The sequence below is a fragment of the Wolbachia endosymbiont (group A) of Longitarsus flavicornis genome (assembly GCF_963931955.1).
In the GTDB taxonomy this organism is placed as follows: Bacteria; Pseudomonadota; Alphaproteobacteria; order Rickettsiales; family Anaplasmataceae; genus Wolbachia.
On record NZ_OZ008337.1, the window covers coordinates 1,061,688 to 1,085,076 of the forward strand.

19 protein-coding genes, 1 tRNA gene and 7 pseudogenes are annotated in these 23,389 nt (G+C 34.1%); 17 read left to right on the plus strand and 10 right to left on the minus strand.

Translation table 11 applies throughout. The features are described 5' to 3' along the window. Positions 1 to 123 precede the first annotated feature (123 nt). The gene (gene rho, locus AABM58_RS05280; protein WP_338406588.1) at positions 124 to 1,527 is read left to right on the plus strand and encodes a transcription termination factor Rho; all 1,404 of its coding nucleotides are present in this window, start codon (positions 124 to 126) and stop codon (positions 1,525 to 1,527) included. Between the two features lie 201 nt (positions 1,528 to 1,728). Here the strand turns inward: rho and AABM58_RS05285 are convergent, their stop codons facing one another. After that, a complete protein-coding gene (locus tag AABM58_RS05285) occupies positions 1,729 to 2,103 on the minus strand; it encodes a ferredoxin family protein (protein ID WP_010082601.1) in 375 nt (124 codons plus the stop codon). A 61-nt stretch (positions 2,104 to 2,164) separates the two neighbouring features. On the opposite strand from AABM58_RS05285, the pseudogene AABM58_RS05290 reads away from it, so the two are divergent. Continuing rightward, positions 2,165 to 2,710: pseudogene (locus tag AABM58_RS05290) on the plus strand (DNA-processing protein DprA); the annotation flags it as partial. Here the strand turns inward: AABM58_RS05290 and AABM58_RS05295 are convergent. Then, a pseudogene (locus AABM58_RS05295) lies at positions 2,682 to 3,508 on the minus strand (IS5 family transposase). The pseudogenes AABM58_RS05290 and AABM58_RS05295 overlap by 29 nt on opposite strands. Positions 3,509 to 3,682: 174 nt before the next feature. Here AABM58_RS05295 and AABM58_RS05300 point away from each other — a divergent pair. From AABM58_RS05300 to AABM58_RS05310, 3 genes are read left to right on the plus strand one after another with little or no spacing between them, the layout of a single operon-like run. Beyond that, entirely contained in the window at positions 3,683 to 4,042 is a 360-nt protein-coding gene (locus AABM58_RS05300; protein ID WP_338406589.1) for a ferredoxin family 2Fe-2S iron-sulfur cluster binding protein, read from the plus strand. Between the two features lie 2 nt (positions 4,043 to 4,044). After that, positions 4,045 to 5,085: a hypothetical protein gene (locus tag AABM58_RS05305; protein ID WP_338406590.1), complete on the plus strand. Its 1,041-nt coding sequence runs from the start codon at positions 4,045 to 4,047 to the stop codon at positions 5,083 to 5,085. Continuing rightward, complete coding sequence (locus AABM58_RS05310) at positions 5,069 to 5,449, plus strand: cytochrome c-type biogenesis protein (protein WP_338406591.1); 381 nt, start codon at positions 5,069 to 5,071, stop codon at positions 5,447 to 5,449. The genes AABM58_RS05305 and AABM58_RS05310 overlap by 17 nt, the downstream gene beginning before the upstream one ends. Before the next feature lie 182 nt (positions 5,450 to 5,631). On the opposite strand, the gene rsmA is transcribed toward AABM58_RS05310, so the two are convergent. Further along, entirely contained in the window at positions 5,632 to 6,417 is a 786-nt protein-coding gene (gene rsmA, locus AABM58_RS05315; protein ID WP_338406592.1) for a 16S rRNA (adenine(1518)-N(6)/adenine(1519)-N(6))-dimethyltransferase RsmA, read from the minus strand. 70 nt (positions 6,418 to 6,487) lie between these two features. Here rsmA and AABM58_RS05320 point away from each other — a divergent pair. Both AABM58_RS05320 and AABM58_RS05325 read left to right on the plus strand, forming a co-directional pair. Next, a tRNA-Thr gene (locus AABM58_RS05320) sits at positions 6,488 to 6,560 on the plus strand. A 24-nt stretch (positions 6,561 to 6,584) separates the two neighbouring features. Next, on the plus strand, positions 6,585 to 7,313 hold the full coding sequence (locus AABM58_RS05325) for a triosephosphate isomerase (protein WP_338406593.1): 729 nt from the start codon (positions 6,585 to 6,587) through the stop codon (positions 7,311 to 7,313). Between the two features lie 220 nt (positions 7,314 to 7,533). On the opposite strand, the pseudogene AABM58_RS05330 reads toward AABM58_RS05325, so the two are convergent. Together AABM58_RS05330 and AABM58_RS05335 are read right to left on the minus strand one after the other, a co-directional pair. After that, positions 7,534 to 8,124: pseudogene (locus AABM58_RS05330) on the minus strand (DNA-processing protein DprA); the annotation flags it as partial. 16 nt (positions 8,125 to 8,140) lie between these two features. Further along, positions 8,141 to 8,967, minus strand: a pseudogene (locus tag AABM58_RS05335) (IS5 family transposase). Between the two features lie 61 nt (positions 8,968 to 9,028). Here AABM58_RS05335 and AABM58_RS07885 point away from each other — a divergent pair. Continuing rightward, positions 9,029 to 9,146, plus strand: a pseudogene (locus AABM58_RS07885) (IS481 family transposase); the annotation flags it as partial. Between the two features lie 56 nt (positions 9,147 to 9,202). Here AABM58_RS07885 and guaB read toward each other — a convergent pair. Next, the gene (gene guaB / locus AABM58_RS05340) at positions 9,203 to 10,696 is read right to left on the minus strand and encodes an IMP dehydrogenase (protein WP_338406594.1); all 1,494 of its coding nucleotides are present in this window, start codon (positions 10,694 to 10,696) and stop codon (positions 9,203 to 9,205) included. 522 nt (positions 10,697 to 11,218) lie between these two features. Between guaB and tatA the strand changes: the two genes are divergently transcribed. Both tatA and AABM58_RS05350 read left to right on the plus strand, forming a co-directional pair. Further along, positions 11,219 to 11,386, plus strand: coding sequence for a twin-arginine translocase TatA (tatA, locus tag AABM58_RS05345; protein ID WP_250296673.1), 168 nt, complete (start codon positions 11,219 to 11,221; stop codon positions 11,384 to 11,386). 273 nt (positions 11,387 to 11,659) lie between these two features. After that, on the plus strand, positions 11,660 to 12,253 hold the full coding sequence (locus AABM58_RS05350) for a hypothetical protein (RefSeq protein WP_338406595.1): 594 nt from the start codon (positions 11,660 to 11,662) through the stop codon (positions 12,251 to 12,253). Here AABM58_RS05350 and AABM58_RS05355 read toward each other — a convergent pair. Further along, a pseudogene (locus AABM58_RS05355) lies at positions 12,203 to 13,014 on the minus strand (IS5 family transposase). The gene AABM58_RS05350 and the pseudogene AABM58_RS05355 sit on opposite strands and share 51 nt — an antisense overlap. Before the next feature lie 15 nt (positions 13,015 to 13,029). Next, a protein-coding gene (locus AABM58_RS05360; RefSeq protein WP_338405927.1) for an IS5 family transposase occupies positions 13,030 to 13,822 on the minus strand; the annotation gives its coding sequence in 2 pieces (ribosomal slippage) (positions 13,030 to 13,557 and positions 13,559 to 13,822; 792 coding nt in all). 50 nt (positions 13,823 to 13,872) lie between these two features. Here AABM58_RS05360 and AABM58_RS05365 point away from each other — a divergent pair. From AABM58_RS05365 to AABM58_RS05385, 5 genes and pseudogenes are all read left to right on the plus strand, one after another. Beyond that, complete coding sequence (locus AABM58_RS05365) at positions 13,873 to 14,286, plus strand: hypothetical protein (protein WP_338406596.1); 414 nt, start codon at positions 13,873 to 13,875, stop codon at positions 14,284 to 14,286. A gap of 226 nt (positions 14,287 to 14,512) precedes the next feature. Continuing rightward, positions 14,513 to 15,169, plus strand: a complete 657-nt coding sequence (locus tag AABM58_RS05370) for an exopolysaccharide biosynthesis protein (RefSeq protein WP_182282481.1) — start codon at positions 14,513 to 14,515, stop codon at positions 15,167 to 15,169. After that, complete coding sequence (cysS, locus tag AABM58_RS05375) at positions 15,162 to 16,535, plus strand: cysteine--tRNA ligase (protein ID WP_209473224.1); 1,374 nt, start codon at positions 15,162 to 15,164, stop codon at positions 16,533 to 16,535. The genes AABM58_RS05370 and cysS overlap by 8 nt, the downstream gene beginning before the upstream one ends. Before the next feature lie 6 nt (positions 16,536 to 16,541). After that, entirely contained in the window at positions 16,542 to 16,961 is a 420-nt protein-coding gene (locus tag AABM58_RS05380) for a DedA family protein (RefSeq protein ID WP_338406597.1), read from the plus strand. Positions 16,962 to 17,133: 172 nt separating this feature from the next. Then, a pseudogene (locus AABM58_RS05385) lies at positions 17,134 to 17,960 on the plus strand (IS5 family transposase). A 187-nt stretch (positions 17,961 to 18,147) separates the two neighbouring features. Here AABM58_RS05385 and AABM58_RS05390 read toward each other — a convergent pair. Beyond that, a complete protein-coding gene (locus AABM58_RS05390) occupies positions 18,148 to 19,470 on the minus strand; it encodes a hypothetical protein (protein ID WP_338406598.1) in 1,323 nt (440 codons plus the stop codon). Between the two features lie 86 nt (positions 19,471 to 19,556). Beyond that, the gene (locus AABM58_RS05395) at positions 19,557 to 19,916 is read right to left on the minus strand and encodes a hypothetical protein (protein ID WP_338406599.1); all 360 of its coding nucleotides are present in this window, start codon (positions 19,914 to 19,916) and stop codon (positions 19,557 to 19,559) included. 361 nt (positions 19,917 to 20,277) lie between these two features. Here AABM58_RS05395 and AABM58_RS05400 point away from each other — a divergent pair, with 361 nt between their 5' ends. Both AABM58_RS05400 and AABM58_RS05405 read left to right on the plus strand, forming a co-directional pair. Next, entirely contained in the window at positions 20,278 to 21,630 is a 1,353-nt protein-coding gene (locus AABM58_RS05400) for a hypothetical protein (protein ID WP_338406600.1), read from the plus strand. Positions 21,631 to 22,068: 438 nt separating this feature from the next. Further along, complete coding sequence (locus tag AABM58_RS05405) at positions 22,069 to 23,319, plus strand: hypothetical protein (RefSeq protein ID WP_338406601.1); 1,251 nt, start codon at positions 22,069 to 22,071, stop codon at positions 23,317 to 23,319. Positions 23,320 to 23,389: the final 70 nt, after the last annotated feature.

A 23,389-nucleotide genomic window follows, 5' to 3' on the forward strand; every position in this document is an offset into this window, starting at 1 on the left:
TAAGTAAAGTACGGGGTTTAATGATAATTAAGCTTAATACGTACTGAAACTAGCTCAGCCTAATTTATTATCTTATAGTCACATTTTAGGTTAGTAAGCATCAATTAAAATTTTTGGAGGATTATGACAACAATCAATGAAGATGTTTTGGCAAAAGGAAAGGTTACAGCTCAACCTGAAACAAGTGAGCAAATTCACAATAACGATACAGTAAAACAGATGGTCAATGAAGGTACTGAGAAAAACAGAAAAACATTAGATCTGAGCGAATTAAAAGAGAAAACAGCAGAAGAATTGTTAGAGTTAGCTGAAGAAAGAAAAATTTTAACTAACGGTAAAAGCAATGGTAGAATGCTAAAGCAGGAAATAATATTCAGCTTAATGAAGAAAATGAGTGAAGAAGGAGGCATAACCACAGGGAGTGGAATAGTGGAAATATTGCCTGATGGTTTCGGTTTCTTACGTTCAGCAAGTGCAAATTATGCCCCAAGTACCGATGATGTTTATATTTCCAACGGGCAAATAAAGAAGTTTAATTTACGTACAGGAGATATGGCATATGGAGAAATAAGGCCACCTGGTGATAAAGAAAGATATTTTACTTTAACTAAGGTTCAAAGTATAAACTCTACTGAAGTCAGTGAATTAAGAAAGTATGTCCATTTTGATAATTTGCTTCCTCTTTATCCTGAGGAAAGCATAGTACTTGAGTGTAATAATGGTGATGATAAAAAAGGCTTAAGCATGCGTGCTATAGATATAGTAGCTCCTCTTGGGAAAGGGCAAAGAGCGTTAGTAGTTGCTCCACCTCGTACAGGAAAAACTGTATTGCTTCAGCAAATGGCTAACTCTATAGCTATAAATCACCCTGAAGTAGAATTAATAGTGTTACTTATAGATGAAAGACCTGAAGAAGTAACAGATATGATACGTTCTGTAAAAGGTGAGGTAGTAAGTTCTACGTTTGATGAGCCTGCTTACCGTCACGTACAGCTTGCTGAAATAGTAATAGAAAAAGCTAAAAGAATGGTTGAGCATAAAAAAGATGTGGTAATTCTACTTGACAATATTACTAGACTTGCACGTGCTTATAATGCTGTTATTCCTTCGTCTGGGAAAGTTCTAACTGGTGGTGTGGATTCAAACGCACTGCAGAGACCAAAACGCTTTTTTGGAGCAGCTCGTAATATTGAGAATGGGGGTTCTTTAACTATAATCGCCACAGCTCTTATAGAGACTGGCTCAAAAATGGATGATGTTATTTTTGAGGAGTTTAAAGGTACAGGAAACGCTGAGATCATACTTGATAGAAAACTTTCTGATAAACGTATATTTCCAGCTATTGATATTACAAAATCCGGAACAAGGAAGGAAGAGCTATTAGTTGATAAGGCTATACTAAATAAAATATGGGTGTTGCGTAGAATACTTAATCCTATGGGACCTGTTGAAGCAATGGAATTTTTACGTGACAAACTACTTTTAACAAAGAGCAATGCTGACTTTTTTAACTCCATGAATCACTAAAAGTAAGCCAGTTATGATGGACATGCTGAGCAAAAAGTAAAACGCTCTTATAGCTAAAATAATTTGGATTTACCAAAATATATTTATAGTTAAGTTGGCAATTTACCTTAAGTTAGCGCGTGACGCTGGAATGACAAAGAAGAGTGAGTTGCTAGTTTTTATATGGGTATGCAAGGAGTCTGATCTTTTTCTTTGTTAATATTATTCTAAATTTTCATCAAAATAAGCTGTTTTATCCTTTTTTTCCTTATATTCTTCTGCTGTATAGAGAGGTTGCTTTTTAGCTGTAATGTTTGGCCATTTTTGTGAGTATTCTACATTTATATCGTAAAATAACTTGAAAGTTTTTTGTTCGCTGCTCAGCAACTCTTCATCTAGTTCTAAAATGTCTTTTATGGAATCATCAGTTACAATTGCATCCACTGGACACTCAGGTATGCACACTCCGCAATCAATACATTCATCTGGGTTAATCACAAGCATGTTTTTACCTTCATAGAAGCAGTCAACGGGACATACTTCTACACAGTCCGTATATTTACATTTTATGCATTTATCTGTAACAAAATGCGTCATAAAACACTGTATATTTGCATTATCTTGGGTACACTAAATTGATAAGAAATTCAAGTCTTTTATGAAGATAAATAAATTGAACAACAAAGAATTAGAAGTATGGTTAAGCTTGGCTAGAACTATAGGACCAATAAAGTTTTTTAGTATACTAAGAACACATGGATCGCTAGATGAGGTGCTAAAATATCTCAATAGGGTGGCTAATAATAAGTTGTATGGCATTCAAGATGCACGAGAAGAAATCAATAATGCAGAAAGAATTGGAGCTAAAATTATACCCGCATGTGACCCAGATTACCCTGATCTTTTAAGAAATATCTCGAATTGTCCTCCTGTAATAACTGCACTTGGTGATATATCATTATTAAGCCGTGAGATAATTGCAATAATCGGTGGGCGTAACTCTTCAATGAATGGAAGAAATTTTGCCAATAAGTTGGCACTTGATTTAAGCGAAGCTGGTTTTGTTATTGTTTCTGGACTTGCAAAAGGAATCGATACTGCAGCAAACAGTGTAATATACAAAAATCATCCCACTATTGCTGTTACAGCAAGCGGAATTAGACTTCTTTCAAAATTCATGTATGGAGCTCAAAATTGTGAATTGCAGCAATCAAATTAAACCTTAAACCAAAACGTTTTCGTCGGTTTCTATACCTGTCCGAGATGATTTTAAACCTTTTCAATAAGCCAATTACGTTTTCAACAATTGCCCTTTGGCTCATAAGTGCCCTGTTCTCTTTTTTTTGTTCTTTGCTTAACGGATTCTTTTTCATTTTCCTGTGCGGTAATACAACATTTTTGTGTATCTTCTGCATTCCCCTGTAGCCGGCATCAGCTAAGATTTTGGTGTCCGGTAATATTGCTACCTTTGATTCTCTAAACATCCGAAAATCGTGTTTTCTACCATTCGAGAAAGATGTGCATATGACTTTTTTACTCTTCTTCTCTGTTACTATTTGTGTTTTTATAGTATGCCTTTTTTTCTTTCCAGAGTAGAAGGGCTTTTGCTTTTTTTTGGTCTCTCTACTGGCGTTTCAGTTCCGTCTATTACTAAAACTTCATATTCTACATCACTCTTTAATAGCTCTTTTTTTCCTGGTAATGCAAAATCTGGATGTTTTATTAATATGTCTTCTACCTATCTTATTATTTTAAAACTGTTACTTTCACTCATGCCATAGCTTTGCCCAATATGAAAATATGTACGATATTCTCTTATATATTCCAGTGCCATAAGTAGCCTGTCTTCTATGCAAAGTTTACTTTTTCTTCCACTTCTAGCTTTTTTTCTTTTATCCTCCACTTCTAGAATTTCTACCATTCGCTCAAATGTTGCTTTTTTTACCCCTGTTAAACGTCGAAACTTTTCTCCTTCTAACTTTTCTATTTCCTTATATTTCATGCTTTCAAATACTTCATCTTACACTCCCTCTAACAATTTTGAAAGAAGTCTAATGACAAGAAAGGGGTACTTGGATAACAAGAAATAGGCACTGGAATTGCAAAGAGTTTGCAAATGTTAATCGTTACCTGTAGAATATAGAGAAATTAGTAAGAATTTTAATAGGGAAATAATATGCCATCTGTTACTTTTATTTTACCTGATGGGAGTAAGAAAAGCTATGAAGCTGCAGAGGAAGAAACTTTGCTTAATTTAGCCCACAGAAGTGATCCAGATCTGCTTGAAGGTGCATGTGAAGGCTCTCTTGCTTGTTCTACATGCCATGTAATTGTTGACCCAAAATTCTATGATGCTGTAGAAACACATAACCCCATATCTGATGAGGAAAACGATATGTTAGATCTGGCTTTTGGCTTAACAGAGACATCAAGACTAGGGTGCCAAATTAAAATAACAAAAGATATTGATGGTTTGTGTGTTAATATACCAAGAGGTACAAGAAATATATCGCTGGATAAACAAGGGAGTGATTAGCTATGCGTAAGGTTTTTATCTATATTATCATCTCTCTACTTTTGTTTATTCCTGTAGCGTATAGTGGTTTTTGGTATTTTTCTGCATGTAAGGTAAAAAATCTTTTAGCTGAAACAATACTATACATTAACGACGAAAAGTTTGATATTTCACATGATTTTAGTGGACTTCCTTCTAACCTAATTTTCCGTGTGACAAACCCAAAATTTTCCAATGAGCAATTAACCATCTCATCTGATGCTTTATTGATAAAAAATAGATTGTTTGATAAATCAGTATATATCTACATACCAAGCAATGAAGTCAACATTGTTGTTCATGGTGATGAGAAAAAGAATATAAAATGCCACACAAACGATAGCAGCCACTTTGTTGTTAGACTAAATGATTTACCATCTTCATTGCGATTCAACAGAAATAGTACCGTGATAGACTATATAGATACACTTCGTTACGAAGATTATGGATTAAAATGTGATGTTTCAGAAAATCAGCAAAGTGTTATAACTGAAGTGAATGATAAAAGTAATTACATTCAATTTCACCTCGATAAAGAACCAAGTGGAAATACTAAACTAGGATTTGATTTTTATACTTATCGGTATAAAAATACTGCAAGTCCTGAAAGTTACCTTAGTATCGACACTAAATTTGATTACGAATTTGTAAACCACATCTCAGCTTCCAGAATTAATTTCAACATAGAGAAATTTTTAATTCAAAGTAATAATTTTTCTCTTGCTGCAGATGGTGGAGTGCAAAATTATAATTTGGTTACGTCTTCATTTAAAGACAAAATCAACGTGGCTATATCAAATTATAAAGAATTAATCTCGTTTATGATTGGTGACTCAAAAACTTCAGATGCGTTTGAAAAATTAATGTCTTCCTTATCAGAAAAAACAACTGATGACAGCGTTCAATTTTCAATAAAGTACGATGATGATGTAGGGTCAAGCTTTATTGGAAAGTTATCCATCACTGATTTTATGAACCAGCTCAGTAAAATAACCCAATTAACCAAGGATGAGAGCAGTAGTTAGTTTACTTTTCATATTGATATTCCACTCAGGCGTAAACGCTTTTACTCTGGATAATAAACTCAGAGATAAAGGCATGGAAAAACGAGCAACAAGTTTATTTGAAATAATAAGGTGTCCAATATGTTCTGGCGAATCATTGTCTGAATCTGGATCTCAGATCGCGTATGATATGCGAGGAGCAATTCGTAAAAAAATCAATGATGGATACACTGATGAAGAGATAATCTCAGAGTTAAAAAATTCTTACGGCAATTCAATTATAATCGTACCACCTAGCACTTACATTTTGTGGTTTATTCCACTTACAACTCTGCTTATTGGGTGTTTTCTAATACGAAAATACAGTATCCGTTCAGGAGAGTGACAAAATTACACAAATAAAAAACTTTAAAAAAAACATAGTTGATAAGGTAGTATAAAAAGATAACCATAGAGTAAAAGTGAGTTTACAGCAAATGCAAGTAGCTTGACTCTGGAATAACGTCCTCCTTTGTCATCTAAGTAGCCGACACTGGGATGACACCCTCTTGGTAGATAATGTTCGTACTATATATTATTTGCCAGCAAACAGAACTGCTCAATAGTTAAGTTTTCTGGACGTTCATTTCCACTCAATTTAGCGTTTTCAAGGACAGTTTCAGCGTGGTTCGTTATATTTTGCAAGCTATTTCTCAGCATCTTTCTTCTTTGAGAAAAAACGGCACGTGTTAATCTTGTTAAGGTTTCCAAATTTACTGCAAACTTTGGGGTAGGCAAAGGATTTACTGTAATTACTGAAGAATGTATTTTTGGTCTTGGAAAAAACTCTTTAGGTTCAATATCAAATTCCTTTTTTATATCACATAGTAACTGGCTTAGCACTGATAAGGAACCATAATCTTTAGAATTGGGTCTTGCCGTAATGCGATCTGCTACCTCTTTTTGAAACATTAATGTCAAACTCGTAAAAAATTTTATATTATTTAACCACTTTAAAAATAACACTACCGAGATATTGTAAGGCAAGTTAGCAATAACTTTAACTGGGCGCTCTATCAGCTCTTCTTCTATAACATGCAGTGCATCCGCTTCTATAATTCTATACTTTCCTTGATGCTCATTTAGCAGTTGGTCATGGTGTTTTACTAAATCTCTATCTTTTTCTATAGAAAGTAGAGACTTTGGATTATGCACCAATATTTCTCTTGTTAATGCACCATATCCAGGACCAATTTCAATGACATTAAAATTTTCCAGACTATCAGCTAAAGCGACGATTTTTTTTGTTATCTCACTCGATAAAATAAAATTTTGCCCTAGACTCTTTTTTGGCTTCAGTAAAAATTTTCTCATATTATTTTCATTATACAGTATTTTAAAAATCAGTTGACTAAAATCCATTGATAATTGTATATTATTAATGGCCGGCTTAGCTCAATTGGTAGAGCAACTGACTTGTAATCAGTAGGTTGTCAGTTCAAGTCCGACAGCCGGCACTCTCGCCCATATAAGTAAAGTTGATGTCCTTTTTAATAGTAGCAAATTGGAAAATGAATGGAATGCGTTCTTCATTTATTGACTTTATAGGCAAACTTAACGACAAGAGCAACGAAATTACCTCTAAATTAGTAATTTGCCCTCCTTTTACGTCATTTCCAAGCAGTATAGAGTTGAACAATAATATTAATATAGGAGCACAGAATTGCCATCATAAAAAGTTCGGTTCTTACACAGGTGAAATTAGCGCAGAAATGTTAAAAGCACTAGGGTGTACTTACGTAATACTTGGGCATTCTGAAAGGGCCAATGAAAAAGATAGTGAAATAAAATTTAAGTCGGAAATAGCAATAGAATCAGGCTTACACCCAATTATCTGTGTAGGTGAAAATTCAGAAGATTATAAGAATGAAAAAACAAAAGAAGTAATAGAATATCAATGCAAAAACCGCTTGCCAACACACGGTGAATATACCGTAGCATATGAGCCAATATGGGCAATAGGCACAGGTCATGTGCCAAATAATGATGCAATTACTGAGGTGATAGAGGTAATAAAATTGTGTACTGGTAAAAAACACATTATATATGGTGGTTCAGTCAGTTCAGAAAATATAGAAAATTTGCTCAGTATCTCAAATTTATCAGGAGTTTTAATTGGCAGTGCAAGCTTAGATTTCGATCACTTTTATCAAATCATACAACAAGTTGAAAAAAAGTTTTCTCTTATCAATTCTAAAATCAGCAACTAAGAATCCTATAACAAATGACATCATTTTAGTGTCAAGCATATATCTGTACGAACATCTAGTAAAACGACATACTGACCTATAGCTAAAGTGACTTAGGTTTACCGATAATTTGAAAAACAAAAATTCGTCATTCCGCTACTTGTTAGCGGAATCTATGCTGAGATACCGCGGCGGTATGACGTAGGAAAACCTTTCTTGGGTTAGCTATAGCTAAAGTAATCTAGAAAATTAACGATATTTTATTCCCCGGTGAACGCTCTATTTTGTTTTCCAACTCTAGTTCCAAAAGAGCCATTAGAGCTATGTTGGTAGAAAGTCCGCTTGCTAATATAAGTTCATCTATATCAACAGGTACAGAGTTAATATGATCAACTATAACAGATTTTGCCTGTTGTAATTTTTCTTGTTTTTGGTTAACAAAATGGTGCTCAACATCAAATAGGTTTTTTTGCTGCGGAGGTAAACTAAACCTAATACTCTCTATTATGTCATCAGCGGATTCGATAAGCTTAGCACCGTTTTTAATTAAATAATTACTACCACTACAGCGTGAATCTAAAGGGAAACCAGAAACTGCAAACACCTCTCTCCCTTGATTTAAAGCAAAATCTGCTGTTATTAGAGAGCCAGAACGTTTCGATGCTTCAATCACTGCAACACCCAGCGATAGACCAGATATAATTCGATTCCTTTGAGGAAAATATTGAGGCTTTGGTTTAGTAGCAAATGGAAGCTCAGTAATTACTAACCCACCGTTCTCAGTGATTTTTTTGTATAGATCAAAATTCTCTTTTGGATACACCACATCAATAGACTTCTTTCAAAATTCATGTATGGAGCTCAAAATTGTGAATTGCAGCAATCAAATTAAACCTTAAACCAAAACGTTTTCGTCGGTTTCTATACCTGTCCGAGATGATTTTAAACCTTTTCAATAAGCCAATTACGTTTTCAACAATTGCCCTTTGGCTCATAAGTGCCCTGTTCTCTTTTTTTTGTTCTTTGCTTAACGGATTCTTTTTCATTTTCCTGTGCGGTAATACAACATTTTTGTGTATCTTCTGCATTCCCCTGTAGCCGGCATCAGCTAAGATTTTGGTGTCCGGTAATATTGCTACCTTTGATTCTCTAAACATCCGAAAATCGTGTTTTCTACCATTCGAGAAAGATGTGCATATGACTTTTTTACTCTTCTTCTCTGTTACTATTTGTGTTTTTATAGTATGCCTTTTTTTCTTTCCAGAGTAGAAGGGCTTTTGCTTTTTTTTGGTCTCTCTACTGGCGTTTCAGTTCCGTCTATTACTAAAACTTCATATTCTACATCACTCTTTAATAGCTCTTTTTTTCCTGGTAATGCAAAATCTGGATGTTTTATTAATATGTCTTCTACCTATCTTATTATTTTAAAACTGTTACTTTCACTCATGCCATAGCTTTGCCCAATATGAAAATATGTACGATATTCTCTTATATATTCCAGTGCCATAAGTAGCCTGTCTTCTATGCAAAGTTTACTTTTTCTTCCACTTCTAGCTTTTTTTCTTTTATCCTCCACTTCTAGAATTTCTACCATTCGCTCAAATGTTGCTTTTTTTACCCCTGTTAAACGTCGAAACTTTTCTCCTTCTAACTTTTCTATTTCCTTATATTTCATGCTTTCAAATACTTCATCTTACACTCCCTCTAACAATTTTGAAAGAAGTCTAATGAGACAATCAGACAAATACTGCTATCCTATGCAAACTTTTGGATAGTAAACATATTGCTTTTCAAAAAAATATTAGTAGCATTAAACAACAGCCTGATATTAGTTTTAATTCTTCTGTCAGTTAATTCTTGTCTTTTACACATGCAAGTAGCTGACGCTGGAATGACATTGAAAAAAGGATCTACTCTGAATCGGTTGACAAATTGGACGTTTGATAAGCGTAATTTGGAGCTTCTTGTGTAATGACTACATCATGAGCATGACTCTCTCTTAATCCTGATGCAGTAATAGTCACAAATTTGCAGTTTTTCTTCATTTCTTCTATATTCCTGTTACCGGTATATCCCATTGCAGCTTGCAATCCGCCAATCAACTGATGGATTACTCCTGAAGCTGGACCTTTGAATGGAACTCTTCCTTCCACTCCTTGTGGAACTAATTTGAGTTTTGAATCTTTATCTTGAAAATAACGGCTAGCTGAACCTCGTTTCATTGCACTAATAGATCCCATTCCTCGATAGCCTTTATATGCTCTGCCCTTATACATGATAATCTCACCTGGGCTTTCGTCAGTGCCAGCAAAAATCGAACCAATCATCACAGAGTCAGCACCAGCTGCAATAGCTTTTGCAACATCTCCTGAGTATTTTACCCCACCATCAGCAATTAGTCTTACGTTTCTTGCTCTACACGCCTCTGCAACATTCTTGATTGCAGAGAATTGTGGCACACCAACGCCTGTAACTATTCTGGTTGTGCAGATTGATCCTGGTCCTATTCCAACCTTCACTGCATCAACACCCGCATCAATCAACACTTCAGCAGCCTCCTTTGTTGCAATGTTTCCGCCAATTAATTGCGTATTAGGATACATCTTTTTTATTTCCCTAATGGTATTGATAACGTTTTCGGAATGACCGTGAGCAGTATCCACAACAACTACATCAACTTCTTCTCCGATCAAAGCTTCACATCTTTCTATACCATCTTTTTTACCAGTGCCAATTGCAGCGGCAACTCTGAGCCGCCCTTTACTGTCTTTACATGAATTTGGGTATCTATTGTATTTTTCAATGTCTTTAACCGTAATTAAACCTATACAACAAGAATTTTCATCTACGACCAAAAGCTTTTCTATTCTATTTTCATGCAACAATTTCATTGCTGAGGCACTATTCACTCCCTGCTCCCGCACTGTTACTAACTTATCTTTTGTCATCACTTCGGAAACTTTTACATTCATGTTCTGGTCTTCAATAAACCTCACATCTCGATTAGTTAAAATTCCAACTAACTTGCGTTGATCAACTACAGGAATGCCAGAATAATTGTGCTCTCTCATTAATGAAATTGCTTCCGCAACCGTTTTATCTGGTGAAATCGTAATTGGGTTATACACGATCCAACTTTCATATTTTTTCACCCTTCTTACTTCTAAAACTTGTTCATCTATTGATAAATTCTTATGTATGCAACCTATTCCTCCATGTTGGGCAATAGCTATTGCAAAGCCCGATTCAGTAACAGTATCCATCGCAGAGGATATGAGAGGGATATTTAGTTCTATATTATTTGTTAAATAAGTTTTTGTATCTGTATCGCAAGGCAATATATTAGAATAGGCTGGCAAAAGAAGTATATCGTCAAATGAATAACAAGCTTCCATTTTTTTCATAGGCTTTATTTAAAGCTTATACGCCAATTAATTAAATTGCAATAGGGCTTTTGCAAAATGACCTTACCCAGATGGTATGAATTAGGTATTGCTTGGTTGGAAGCAAGAGAAGATAATCACTTCTCAGAGTGGATAGGTGGCAGGTTGGCACTTTTTCTGAGGCACTTTCTGTTCTTGTATAAAGTATATGAAAGAAGACCTCGTTACTCAGATTAACCGCCCCTGCCAACGAAAATCATCGTGAGGCTCACAAAATGTGATGACCTCGTATAGGAGTTTGGACCAACCAGTACTCTGATATATTGAAATGTGCAACTGGAGGAAAAATATGCGTCACGCGCTAACTTAAATTGTTCAATACAACCATAAAATTTGTTTCGGTAAACCTAATTTGGGTTAGCTATAGAATTAAATATTAAAAAACCTTGATTTATAATTAAATAAAGGTGATATAATCTATGTGTTACTTGACTCCAGTCAAGTTTTAATATTTAAAGGTCAATATTTTAAATGGAGGTGAAAATGAGTTTAGGACCATGGCAATTGTTTCTAGTCTTAATAATAATTTTAGTTCTGTTTGGTGCAGGCAAATTACCGCAAGTTATGGGTGATTTAGGAAAAGGCATCAAAAATCTTAAACAGGAGCTTAAGGACTCAGAAAAATTATCGTCTAACGAACCAGATCGTTAGCGTCTTCATACTTCGTGACACGCACTAAGGTGCGTGTTACTCACTTAAAGCATCAATTATTTTTCCGCTTAAGCTGTTGCGTCTGCTTCACCTTCCTCTGATTTTTCTAATATTGTTAAAATGCTTTATAGAAATTTTCGCGGTCACTTTATATAGCGTACAAACAAGTCTTGTAGTGAAAATTTAAAAATACAATCATTATTATTAATAAATTTTTATACATACTATACTGATAATGTAAGAGTAAATTTATTCAAATAGTGAGGTACGAAAATGAGTAAAAATAACAATCAACAATACAAAAACTATTCTGAAGGTTATAATGGTAAAATAGGTATTGACACTAATGGACAAAAGTTTCAATTCATCAAAAGTAACTCAGATCCTGTATACAATTATGAAGTTCGTGATATGGATGGAAATCATATATCTAACATTAGAGAACAATGTATACCAAAACTCTTTAATAAGATATATAAGCCTTCAGAGTCAAAGATCTTTGACAAAGCACCAGAAACTGTAGAGGAAGTATTATCAAAAGTATTTTCATTCGAAGATGAAGGTATAAAATATAACATAAGGTATGACGACATGTCATCAAAGGAAAAATTCCAAATTCAAAAGGACATTCAGGCTGCTTATGAAAATTTTAAAAAATTGTTTGATGTAAACAAACCTGAAACAACTTTAAATTTAGAAGTTAATGTTTTTAACAACAAGAATGATTACCAGAAATATAATGAATTAGCTGGTATCGACAAGGATGATACTTATGGTGCAACTGATGGTAAAACGATAATAGACTTCTTTCAAAATTCATGTATGGAGCTCAAAATTGTGAATTGCAGCAATCAAATTAAACCTTAAACCAAAACGTTTTCGTCGGTTTCTATACCTGTCCGAGATGATTTTAAACCTTTTCAATAAGCCAATTACGTTTTCAACAATTGCCCTTTGGCTCATAAGTGCCCTGTTCTCTTTTTTTTGTTCTTTGCTTAACGGATTCTTTTTCATTTTCCTGTGCGGTAATACAACATTTTTGTGTATCTTCTGCATTCCCCTGTAGCCGGCATCAGCTAAGATTTTGGTGTCCGGTAATATTGCTACCTTTGATTCTCTAAACATCCGAAAATCGTGTTTTCTACCATTCGAGAAAGATGTGCATATGACTTTTTTACTCTTCTTCTCTGTTACTATTTGTGTTTTTATAGTATGCCTTTTTTTCTTTCCAGAGTAGAAGGGCTTTTGCTTTTTTTTGGTCTCTCTACTGGCGTTTCAGTTCCGTCTATTACTAAAACTTCATATTCTACATCACTCTTTAATAGCTCTTTTTTTCCTGGTAATGCAAAATCTGGATGTTTTATTAATATGTCTTCTACCTATCTTATTATTTTAAAACTGTTACTTTCACTCATGCCATAGCTTTGCCCAATATGAAAATATGTACGATATTCTCTTATATATTCCAGTGCCATAAGTAGCCTGTCTTCTATGCAAAGTTTACTTTTTCTTCCACTTCTAGCTTTTTTTCTTTTATCCTCCACTTCTAGAATTTCTACCATTCGCTCAAATGTTGCTTTTTTTACCCCTGTTAAACGTCGAAACTTTTCTCCTTCTAACTTTTCTATTTCCTTAGAACCTGTTCATAATCTTTTGAGGAACAAAGCAGTGAAAGCAAGAACTACCATTTGCAAGCTGGTGTTGAGTTTACGCTCGCAATTTTTCCATAACCGTCTACATTTTTCCAACCAAGCAAAAGAACGCTCTACAACCCATCTTTTTGGCAATACAGCAAAGGTATGTAATTCACTGCGTTTTATTACCTCAACAGTTGCACCAATAGTTGCTTTTATTTGTGTTGCAAAATTCTCTCCCGTATAGCCTGCATCAACCAGTACATTTTTAACTCCCGAGAGGTTTTCTTTTGCATTTTCTACCATTCTCACAGCACTGCTACGGTCAGTTATCTCTGCTGTTGTTACATAAATTGCATGTGGCAAACCTTGCGTATCTACTGCAATATGGCGTTTTATTCCTGAAATCTTTTTGCCTGCATCGTAGCCTTTTTCTTCAGCAGTATCTGCATTTTTTACACTCTGTGCATCAATTATGCAGAAGCTGGTTTTTTCTTTCCGACCATTGTTTTGTCGGACTACGCCAACTATTTTTTTTTAACACCAGCTCCAGAACACTTTCTTTATTTGCATCTGGTTTTTCACTCCACTTCTTAAAATAGTCGTAACAATTGCGCCATTTTGGAAACTCTTTTGGTAGCATTCTCCACTGACAAACGCTTTTCAGAACGTATAACACTCCACAAAATACATCATACAAATCAAGTTTTCTTGGTTTTGTTTTTTTTCTACAGGACTCTAGATCTGGTAATATAATCTCAAATCTTTCCCGACTTATATTACTTGGGTATAAACTCCTCATATATCCTAACTTATATACATTATCTCTTAGTTTATTCCTTTCTTGAGATCATGTACAGGTTCTTAGACCCCGAATTAGTTGGAAATTTGATTGGGAATCAAGTAGAAGAAGAAAATAAAAAAGATATAGATAGTGGACGGACAGAAGAATATAAAACTGAAGAATATGGAAATCCAGCTCATAACTATGCATTAAAGCTTGGAAAAAGCGATGAAAATGATAAAAGAGAAGTGCAAGAAGAAACCGCTAAGCTAGATGACAGCACAAAAGAAAGTCAATCTACACAAACAAGTGAACCTGGTATATCTTCATCTATTGCATCTATTTTTGGAAGTTTTATATCATGGATATGGAGCACAGAAGAAGAAAGCGAATCTGTCAAATTATTACAGAGTTCATTGCATTCTGATTCATTAAGTGACGAAAGTCATTATTCGCAGTCAGATACTCATAATCTGCTATAACTTTTTTTTATAGGTAGTTTAACCCTTGCGTGTATACCCAAAAAACACGCAAGGGAAAACTGTATTGCATTGGTGCTGTAATAAACAACTTCATTTGCACCAACTGCAAGTATAATGATAAAATTACGATTGTACTTTAACTCTAACAATTAACAATAATAAATGTATATTGAAATACAGCAACAACTATGTTAGCTTAAGAGGAATATTTTATTAAAGGATAATTGTGCAAAAAAGTGAGAAACTAACTAAAGATAAAAAACTAGCTTCTGATATTCTAAAAGAGGTTGCAGATACCAATAACAATGATAGCAATAAAGTAACTTTGTTTGACATTAAAACAGCTTTGCATGAGCGCGGTTTTGGTATTTTAATAATCATCTTCTCCTTGCCGCTATCGGTGCCTATACCGGTTCCACCTGGTTATACAACTATTCTTTCTATACCTTTAATCTTATTCTCACTGCAGCTTCTATTTGGATTTGATTCTCCTTGGATGCCGCATTGGTTGGAAAGAAGGTCTTTTCAGCGTTCAACACTAGCTTTTGTGGTAGAGAAAACTTCTCCAGCATTAAAAAAAATAGAAAAGTTCATGAAACCAAGAATGTCTTTTATTTTCTATGGGCCCGGTGAAAAGATTTTAGCTTTTGTAATGTTGCTTTCTGCATTATCGATAGCTCTTCCATTGCCTCTTACTAACTTCATTCCTGCAATTGGTACGACTCTTATTTCGCTTGGCATTATGAGTAAAGATGGGTTTCTATCCATATTGGGAGTTTTAATATCATTGTGTGGGCTATTGCTTACTCTTGTTGTAGTAGTCAAAGGGCCACAACTTATCATTGGGGCATTTTCTTTTCTCAAAAGCTTCGTATATGGTTAGGCTTTACAATACCTTAACAAAAAAAAAGGAACTTTTTACACCAATCGATAAAGATCATGTGAAAATGTATGTTTGCGGACCAACAGTATATGACACAGCACATATAGGCAATGCACGATCTGTTGTTGTGTATGATGTGTTATTTCAGCTACTTAAGTTTTGTTATGGCAAAGTTACCTATGTGCGTAACATAACCGACATTGATGATAAGATAATTAATGCAGCAAGTGAGAAAAATAGCAACATAGAAAGTATAACCACATATTACATTAAAGCTTTTCATGATGATATGGAAAGCATAAATTGTAAAAAGCCAACATATGAACCAAAAGCAACGGAAAACGTAGATTATATTATAAAATTAATTGAACATTTGCTGCAATCAGGCCACGCTTATGAATCTGACAAACACGTGTATTTTAATATAGAATCTTACCATGAATATGGTGCTTTATCAGGAAAAAAAACTGATGAATTGGTTCCAGGTAGCAGAGTTGAAGTTAATGAAAATAAAAAGCACCCGGGAGATTTTGTGCTGTGGAAGCCTGCAAGTGATATTGACTACAAACTTTCAAGTTATTGGGATAGCCCATGGGGAGAGGGCAGGCCTGGATGGCATATAGAATGCTCAGCAATGTCATATGCTTATCTTGGCAAAGATTTTGATATTCATGGTGGCGGCATAGATTTACAATTTCCTCACCATGAAAATGAAATTGCACAGAGTAAGTCCGCATTTGCTGGATCAATGTTTGCAAAATACTGGATACATAACGGCTTTCTTACAGTAAATGAAGAAAAAATGAGCAAGTCCTTATTTAATATAGTCAAAGTAAGAGATTTGCTAGATAGTGGAATAAAGGGTGAAGTAATACGCTATGCACTGCTCAAAACTCACTACAGAAAACCACTTGATTGGACAGAAAACGTTATTTCTGATGCACAGGAAACCTTAAACAAATTTTATCGGTTATTACGTGGTTTAGATATAACGAATATTGATGAAAGTAACGCAGAGATTTCTAAAGATTTTATAGACGCTTTAAAAAACGACTTAAACATCCCTGAAGCTCTAGCTATATTACATGAAATGGCTGCAAAAATTAACAAAATGAGTAATGAAAGTGAAAAGCTTAAATTAACTGAGAGTTTTGTTAAGAGTGCCAGATTTATTGGTCTTCTTGAGTCAAGTTATCAAGAGTGGTTTACTGCTGGTGTGAGTCATCAAGAAATAGAAAGATTGATAGATTTAAGAAGAGCAGCAAAACAAAATAAAGATTATAATACTGCAGACAAAATAAGGGACCAGTTGAAACAAATAGGGGTTACAATTTCTGACAATGAAGATGGTACAACAACCTGGTAAATTCATATGGAAAACTACTTCCTGTTATTCACAGATAGTCTAGTATCATCATTAGTCTTACCCATACATCAAGGTTTTGTGTTCAATACCATGCTTTATTTCAGGTCGTATCACACTCCACTACTGATGTTATTTTTTGGAGTACTAGGATCAAGCCTTGGTGGAATAGTTAATTGGTACTTAGGTAAAATAACAATCTCTATACGAAAATCATACCACAAATTAGAAAACGAATATACAATGCCAAAAGTTACAAAAAATTTGCTAATTTTTGCAACTTTATTACTTTCGTGGGTGCCAGCACTTGGAAGTGTGATTCAAATTTTATCAGGTTATTTCAAGTTAAACCTTTATATCCTTGCCCCTTTAATCATTCTATCTAATTTCTTCTATTTGTTATATCTAATACTTACTTTTGGCGTATAACAGCTATAGTACTACAGCTATTCAAGCCCACTTCTGTCATCCTATGGCCTGACAGAGGCTGAGCTATAAATTAAATGCAAAATTTCAATAGTCACGGGATGCACCATGAGCTAAAAGCAATAGACTTCTTTCAAAATTGTTAGAGGGAGTGTAAGATGAAGTATTTGAAAGCATGAAATATAAGGAAATAGAAAAGTTAGAAGGAGAAAAGTTTCGACGTTTAACAGGGGTAAAAAAAGCAACATTTGAGCGAATGGTAGAAATTCTAGAAGTGGAGGATAAAAGAAAAAAAGCTAGAAGTGGAAGAAAAAGTAAACTTTGCATAGAAGACAGGCTACTTATGGCACTGGAATATATAAGAGAATATCGTACATATTTTCATATTGGGCAAAGCTATGGCATGAGTGAAAGTAACAGTTTTAAAATAATAAGATAGGTAGAAGACATATTAATAAAACATCCAGATTTTGCATTACCAGGAAAAAAAGAGCTATTAAAGAGTGATGTAGAATATGAAGTTTTAGTAATAGACGGAACTGAAACGCCAGTAGAGAGACCAAAAAAAAGCAAAAGCCCTTCTACTCTGGAAAGAAAAAAAGGCATACTATAAAAACACAAATAGTAACAGAGAAGAAGAGTAAAAAAGTCATATGCACATCTTTCTCGAATGGTAGAAAACACGATTTTCGGATGTTTAGAGAATCAAAGGTAGCAATATTACCGGACACCAAAATCTTAGCTGATGCCGGCTACAGGGGAATGCAGAAGATACACAAAAATGTTGTATTACCGCACAGGAAAATGAAAAAGAATCCGTTAAGCAAAGAACAAAAAAAAGAGAACAGGGCACTTATGAGCCAAAGGGCAATTGTTGAAAACGTAATTGGCTTATTGAAAAGGTTTAAAATCATCTCGGACAGGTATAGAAACCGACGAAAACGTTTTGGTTTAAGGTTTAATTTGATTGCTGCAATTCACAATTTTGAGCTCCATACATGAATTTTGAAAGAAGTCTAATGTAATATGTCAAGCGACTGGCCTACACAATCTTGAAGCTATAAGATAATTTCTTTAGAGAATCTCTTAAACTATTAACCTAATATTATCTCCTTTCTGCCATTTCCTCTTGACTTGAGTGGGCTTCATTCTTCTTTTACTTCATTCTTTCCTAACTTGGTGCGTATAATTACAATAACTCTGGAATGGTGTGAAGAATTATATTGTCGTTTTCATCGTTTCCTGTAAGGTAAAACTCGCTATTTGCATCTGTTGCTGTGTATTTTTTATTAATTTTAGAAGGATCATAAACACCATACTCTGCTTTTGTATGGTAATCACAATACTGAAACTTACCCTTTTTATTGAAAGAGCCAAATTCATCAATTAATGTAGCCATTTTCCTACCTTTTTTACCACTTATGAATTCGAACACGGCAACTGAATAGTGACCTGGAGAGCCTGGTTCAGGAGATTCTTCTGTAATAAAAAATGATGGCCGGTGGCTAAATAATTCCCAAAGATTCGGATTACATTCTTTTTTCGCACAATTTAAACTGATGAATTTATATTCGTCTGAAACGTTCGAATACTGTGGATCGTATTTTTTGTATTCAAAGAATTCATTACCTAAAAAATTACAAAACGTTAATTTATAATCATCATTATTAAATTTAATAGCTTTTAAATAGTGAAAATCCCTTGGGATAACTACCTTCTCTTGTGTAACGTGATTACGCATGACCAATTGATCATCGAGCATGTAGTAACCTATTTTTGGTAAAGTAGCTATGGGCTTATCATTCAAAGCAATATTTGCTTCATAGATATCAGGCAATAATTCTTCCCCTTTTTGCAAAGTGAATTTCTGTTTTTCGTTGTTAGTCTTGGTTAAATTGCCTATTATTGTTGATACATCACTTATTGTTAGTGCATCGCATGTATTTTGTTTATATTGATACTGGTAGCATTTACCTCTATCATATACTGAGACACAAGTTCCATCTTCACCTGATATATAGATATTATCATCTTTTATTGTAAAATAAAGTCCACCTTTTTCCTCTTTAATCTTGTTGAGTATTGGATCATTTTCATCATAAAAATTAATAAAGTTTAGTACTTCTGTTGTTTTCCTAGATCTAGGAATGAGTAAGGTGATAATAGAATCCGAACTACCTTCTATGTCTTTAAGAGAAATCTTTACTGGCTTTGATTCAAGCTTTTTTATAATATTATCCCTGTTTTCACATATAATAGCTTCTTGTTCTATAGTAAAGTCCTCTCCATTTTGGAGCTTCAGAGCTGAGTTTCCTTCATATAAAACTATTTTATCCTTGTCCCACTTTAATTCCACATCATCAGTATTCTCTATTTCCACCGTACCATTATTGTGTGAATAGATAGTATACCCGCTGCCATTTTTCTTTAATCTGTAATATGCAGTAGGAAGTTTTATCAGCTTTTTATAAAGCGGATCTTTATTATCTATTCTAAATGTGTATTGTCCCATAATTTTACCCAAACTTACTTCAAAAGCTTTTTACCTCAACAGCCCCCTGATTAATAGCATTTAGGCTTGTATCTTGTAAAAAGCATCTAATACTCCTGATCTTCTATATGATTTTTAGGGATAGAATCAAGAGTAACTATTTTGATAGTGTTTGGATTATTAAGATCATTATAGTAATCGTAATAATAATATTGACCTGAATTATTAACTAAAGCTAGCTTATAATCACCTCCTGCTTTTTCTAGCTTTAATTGTAGTCCTTGAGATAAATTGGTTAGTACGCTGTTCATCGGATTGTGTCTAAAGTTAGATATGACAAAATGATCCTTATCGAAAATGTAAGATGTGAAAGGTAAGTTAATTCTTTCTTCGTTATTTATTTTGACAGCTACGAGCTTACTTCTACCATCACAAAAAGCATCTCCTGGTTCTAAATTAAAACGCACTTTTACCCCCTTTGTGGTCTATATTTTAGATATAGTTAATTTGCAAATACTAATTATTTATATGCTGTAGCTACAGGATTGTACCTTCCTGTTTGTGTGATTGTCTTTTCCTAACCAACCCATTCCAAAACAAAATCTTCAAGACCTTTGTTTCTAGTTGCTGAAAATGGCCATATTGTTTAGGCTTTTAATATCACATACTAATAAGTTAGTAATGATTTACTTGAAAATTTGAATAGCAACAGAAGCACATATCATTCTTTGATTTGCTTATATTTTCACAACATATATAGTATATATTCAGAAAAGTAGATTTCTCAGTGTATTTGCATATCAATAAAGGTGTAGAGGCTTTAACTGAATGAAAATACCAAAAAGACTACATAATCATTCAGCAACTAGCCTCCTCAATGAAAAAGATGAATTCATTCAAGTCATAGTTGGTAAAGTAAAAGCAGATGCCTTGAGAGAGTTTTTAAATACAGATAAAGGACAAAATATGTTTGATATTGTCTGTGAAAATAAAGTTAGACGTAATATGTCCAGTATCTTGAGTGGAGCAGGAGCTAATGCTAAAGATGCCTTTCAAGATTTATATAACCTTTGGTTTGATGAGAAAGGAAACAAAACAGAATGTTTGAAAACTCTAGAGGAAGAAGGAATAGATCTGGCTCGTATGTCCAGCATTCTAAATGGAGCAGGAGCACGTGCTAAAGACGCTTTTCAAGGTTTGTATGGTCTGTGGTTTGATGATAAAGGAAACAAAACAAAGTATTTAAAAACTTTAGAGAAAGAAAGAATGGATCTAGTTCGTATCTCCGGTATCCTAAGTAAAGCAGGAGCGCGTGCTAGAGATGCTTTTCAAGGTTTATATCATCTTTGGTTTGATCAGCAAGGGAAGAAGAGAAAATGTCTTGAAACTCTGGAGAGAAAAGGAATAGATCTAGCTCGTATTTCCAGTATTTTAAGTGGAGCAGGAGCTAAGGCAAAAGAAGCTTTTCAAGGTTTATATCATCTTTGGTTTGATGAGAAAGGAAACAAAACAAAGTATTTAAAAACTCTGGAAAAAGAAGGAATAGATCTAGCTCGTATCTCCAGTATTTTAAGTGGAGCAGGAGCTAAGGCAAAAGAAGCTTTCGAAGGCTTATATAAGCTTTGGTTTGATGTAGAAGGAAATAAAACACAACATTTGAAAACTCTAGAAAAAAATGGAGTAGATCTAGCTCGTATTTCCAGTATTTTAAGTGGAGCAGGAGCTAAGGCAAAAGAAGCTTTTCAAGATTTGTATGGTCTGTGGTTTGATGATAAAGGAAACAAAACAAAGTATTTAAAGACTCTAGAGAAAGAAGAAATAGATCTAGCTCATATGTCCGGTATCTTAAATGGAGCAGGAGCTAAGGCTAAAGACGCTTTTCAAGGGTTGTATCATCTTTGGTTTGATAAAGGCAAAAAAACGAAATATTTAAAAACTCTAGAAAAAGAAGGAATAGATCTGGTTCGTATGTCCAGCATCTTAAATGGAGCAGGAGCTAAGGCTAAAGATGCTTTTCAAGGTTTGTACCATCTTTGGTTTGATGAGAAAGGAAACAAAACAAAGTATTTAAAAACTTTAGAGAAAGAAAGAATGGATCTAGTTCGTATCTCCGGTATCCTAAGTAAAGCAGGAGCGCGTGCTAGAGATGCTTTTCAAGGTTTATATGAATCTTCGGTTTGATAATAAAGGCAAAAAACCAGAGTATTTTAATGATATAGGTTATGTGTAAAAGACAAGAACCTTCCTGTCTGTGTGATTGTCTTTTCCTAGACCATGCCATCCCAAAGAAAAGTGTTCTCACCGCCCTTGATTTTGACCATTGGAAATGGCTGTTTTATTTGAGATCTTAATAATATATTTTGCTAAATTAATATTGATTTACTTGCGGAAGAATTAAGACAAGCTTATGACAAAAATAAAATTTAAAATAAACAAGAGATCATGTATTTTGACTATTAAGAGGCTTTTGTCAAAAGTTATTCAAGCCTAAAAAATTTTTCTAAAATAGTGATTGACAAAATTTAGAGATAGGATATCTTGCCTAAAATAGTATTAAATTACTATGGTGTATGTTAGGTGTACCAGTTTCTATGTTTTTCCATTTATAGAGGGTTGATTATGCTACGTTCAGATATTCCAGAAATTTTATTTTCATCTATTAGAGAAGATGACCCTTATAGAGCATCTAAGCTTTTTCAAATTGAACGCTGGTGCTATGCAAATTGGCGTTTACACCAAAAAAGTGGCAAGAAAGGACGTAATTTTCTTGCACAAGTGCTGTCTAGTGAGGATTGTTGGAAAAAAGTAGACAATTTACACGGAGTTAAGCTTGATAGGCAAGTGGTAGGCAAAAAGTTGATTGCGCCAGATTCAGGTAATCTCTTTGATAAGTATGCTATTGCCTGTCGGTACTGTCTAGAAGAAGATATTATTGCTTTATTTGAGGAAAGAAAAAAAAGTCTATCAGCTCAAGGTAAGAGTAGTCTGTTGGAGTATGAGCACTTAGTTAGGTGTTGCGGATCGGGTCTTTTAGCGCAGTTTTGGTCACATTTTATCAGCGGTTATATCTCTAAATTAAATTTAGATGGCTGTCATCCATATGAGTACGGGCTTAAATGTGCTATGAGTTTTACGCAAGAGCAGGCAGTAGAATTCTTCTGGAATAAAATAAAGTCATTACCTGAAGATGAAATGAGCGCACAAAAAAAGGATGAGATCTTCATGAAAACAGCGGTGTATGCAGCAGGTAGTCGTTGTAATAGTTATCCTGAAATATTCGAATTTTGTTTTAGTCAAATAAATCCTGATAAATATCCAGAACTTCTAAAAAGAGACTTAGCTGAAAATGGTTATTATGGTAGTTTAGATACTCTACAGAGTGCACTTCGCTTCGATCAATTCCAAAAATTGTTTGACTGCTTAGGGTCAAGTGATGTTTCAGAAGATTATTATTATATTTGGTTAAGGTATATAGAAGAATTAGAAAATTATTCAAAATCTTGTATAGATGAAGGAGTAAAGCTTTTTATGTATGTGTGGACAAGGGAGGGATTTGATAGTCATCGTGCCTTATTATTAAATAAAGAGATGAATAGCAATTCCGTATTTCAAGGGAGGTTGTTAGTCCCTTTAATTGATAGAGCTTGTATGGTACCAGTATGGGCAATATTAGATAAGGCTAATTCTGGTCAGATTAAAGAATTTATGGATTCTAGACAAGCGGAGTATATACGATCTGTATTAGAGAAAAGAGATATTGATTCATTAAATAAATTTTTATCATATGGTAAGTCTAGATCTGAAGGGCCTGCTAGCTTAACTGAAGTAAAATTAAGCAAAGCATGTGAGCAATTAGGGTTGGGTAATTAAGAGGTATTATAAGGCAATTCTATAAAGCAGGTGGTGGTTTCTTGTTACTACTTTAGCTTCTGTCAAAAAG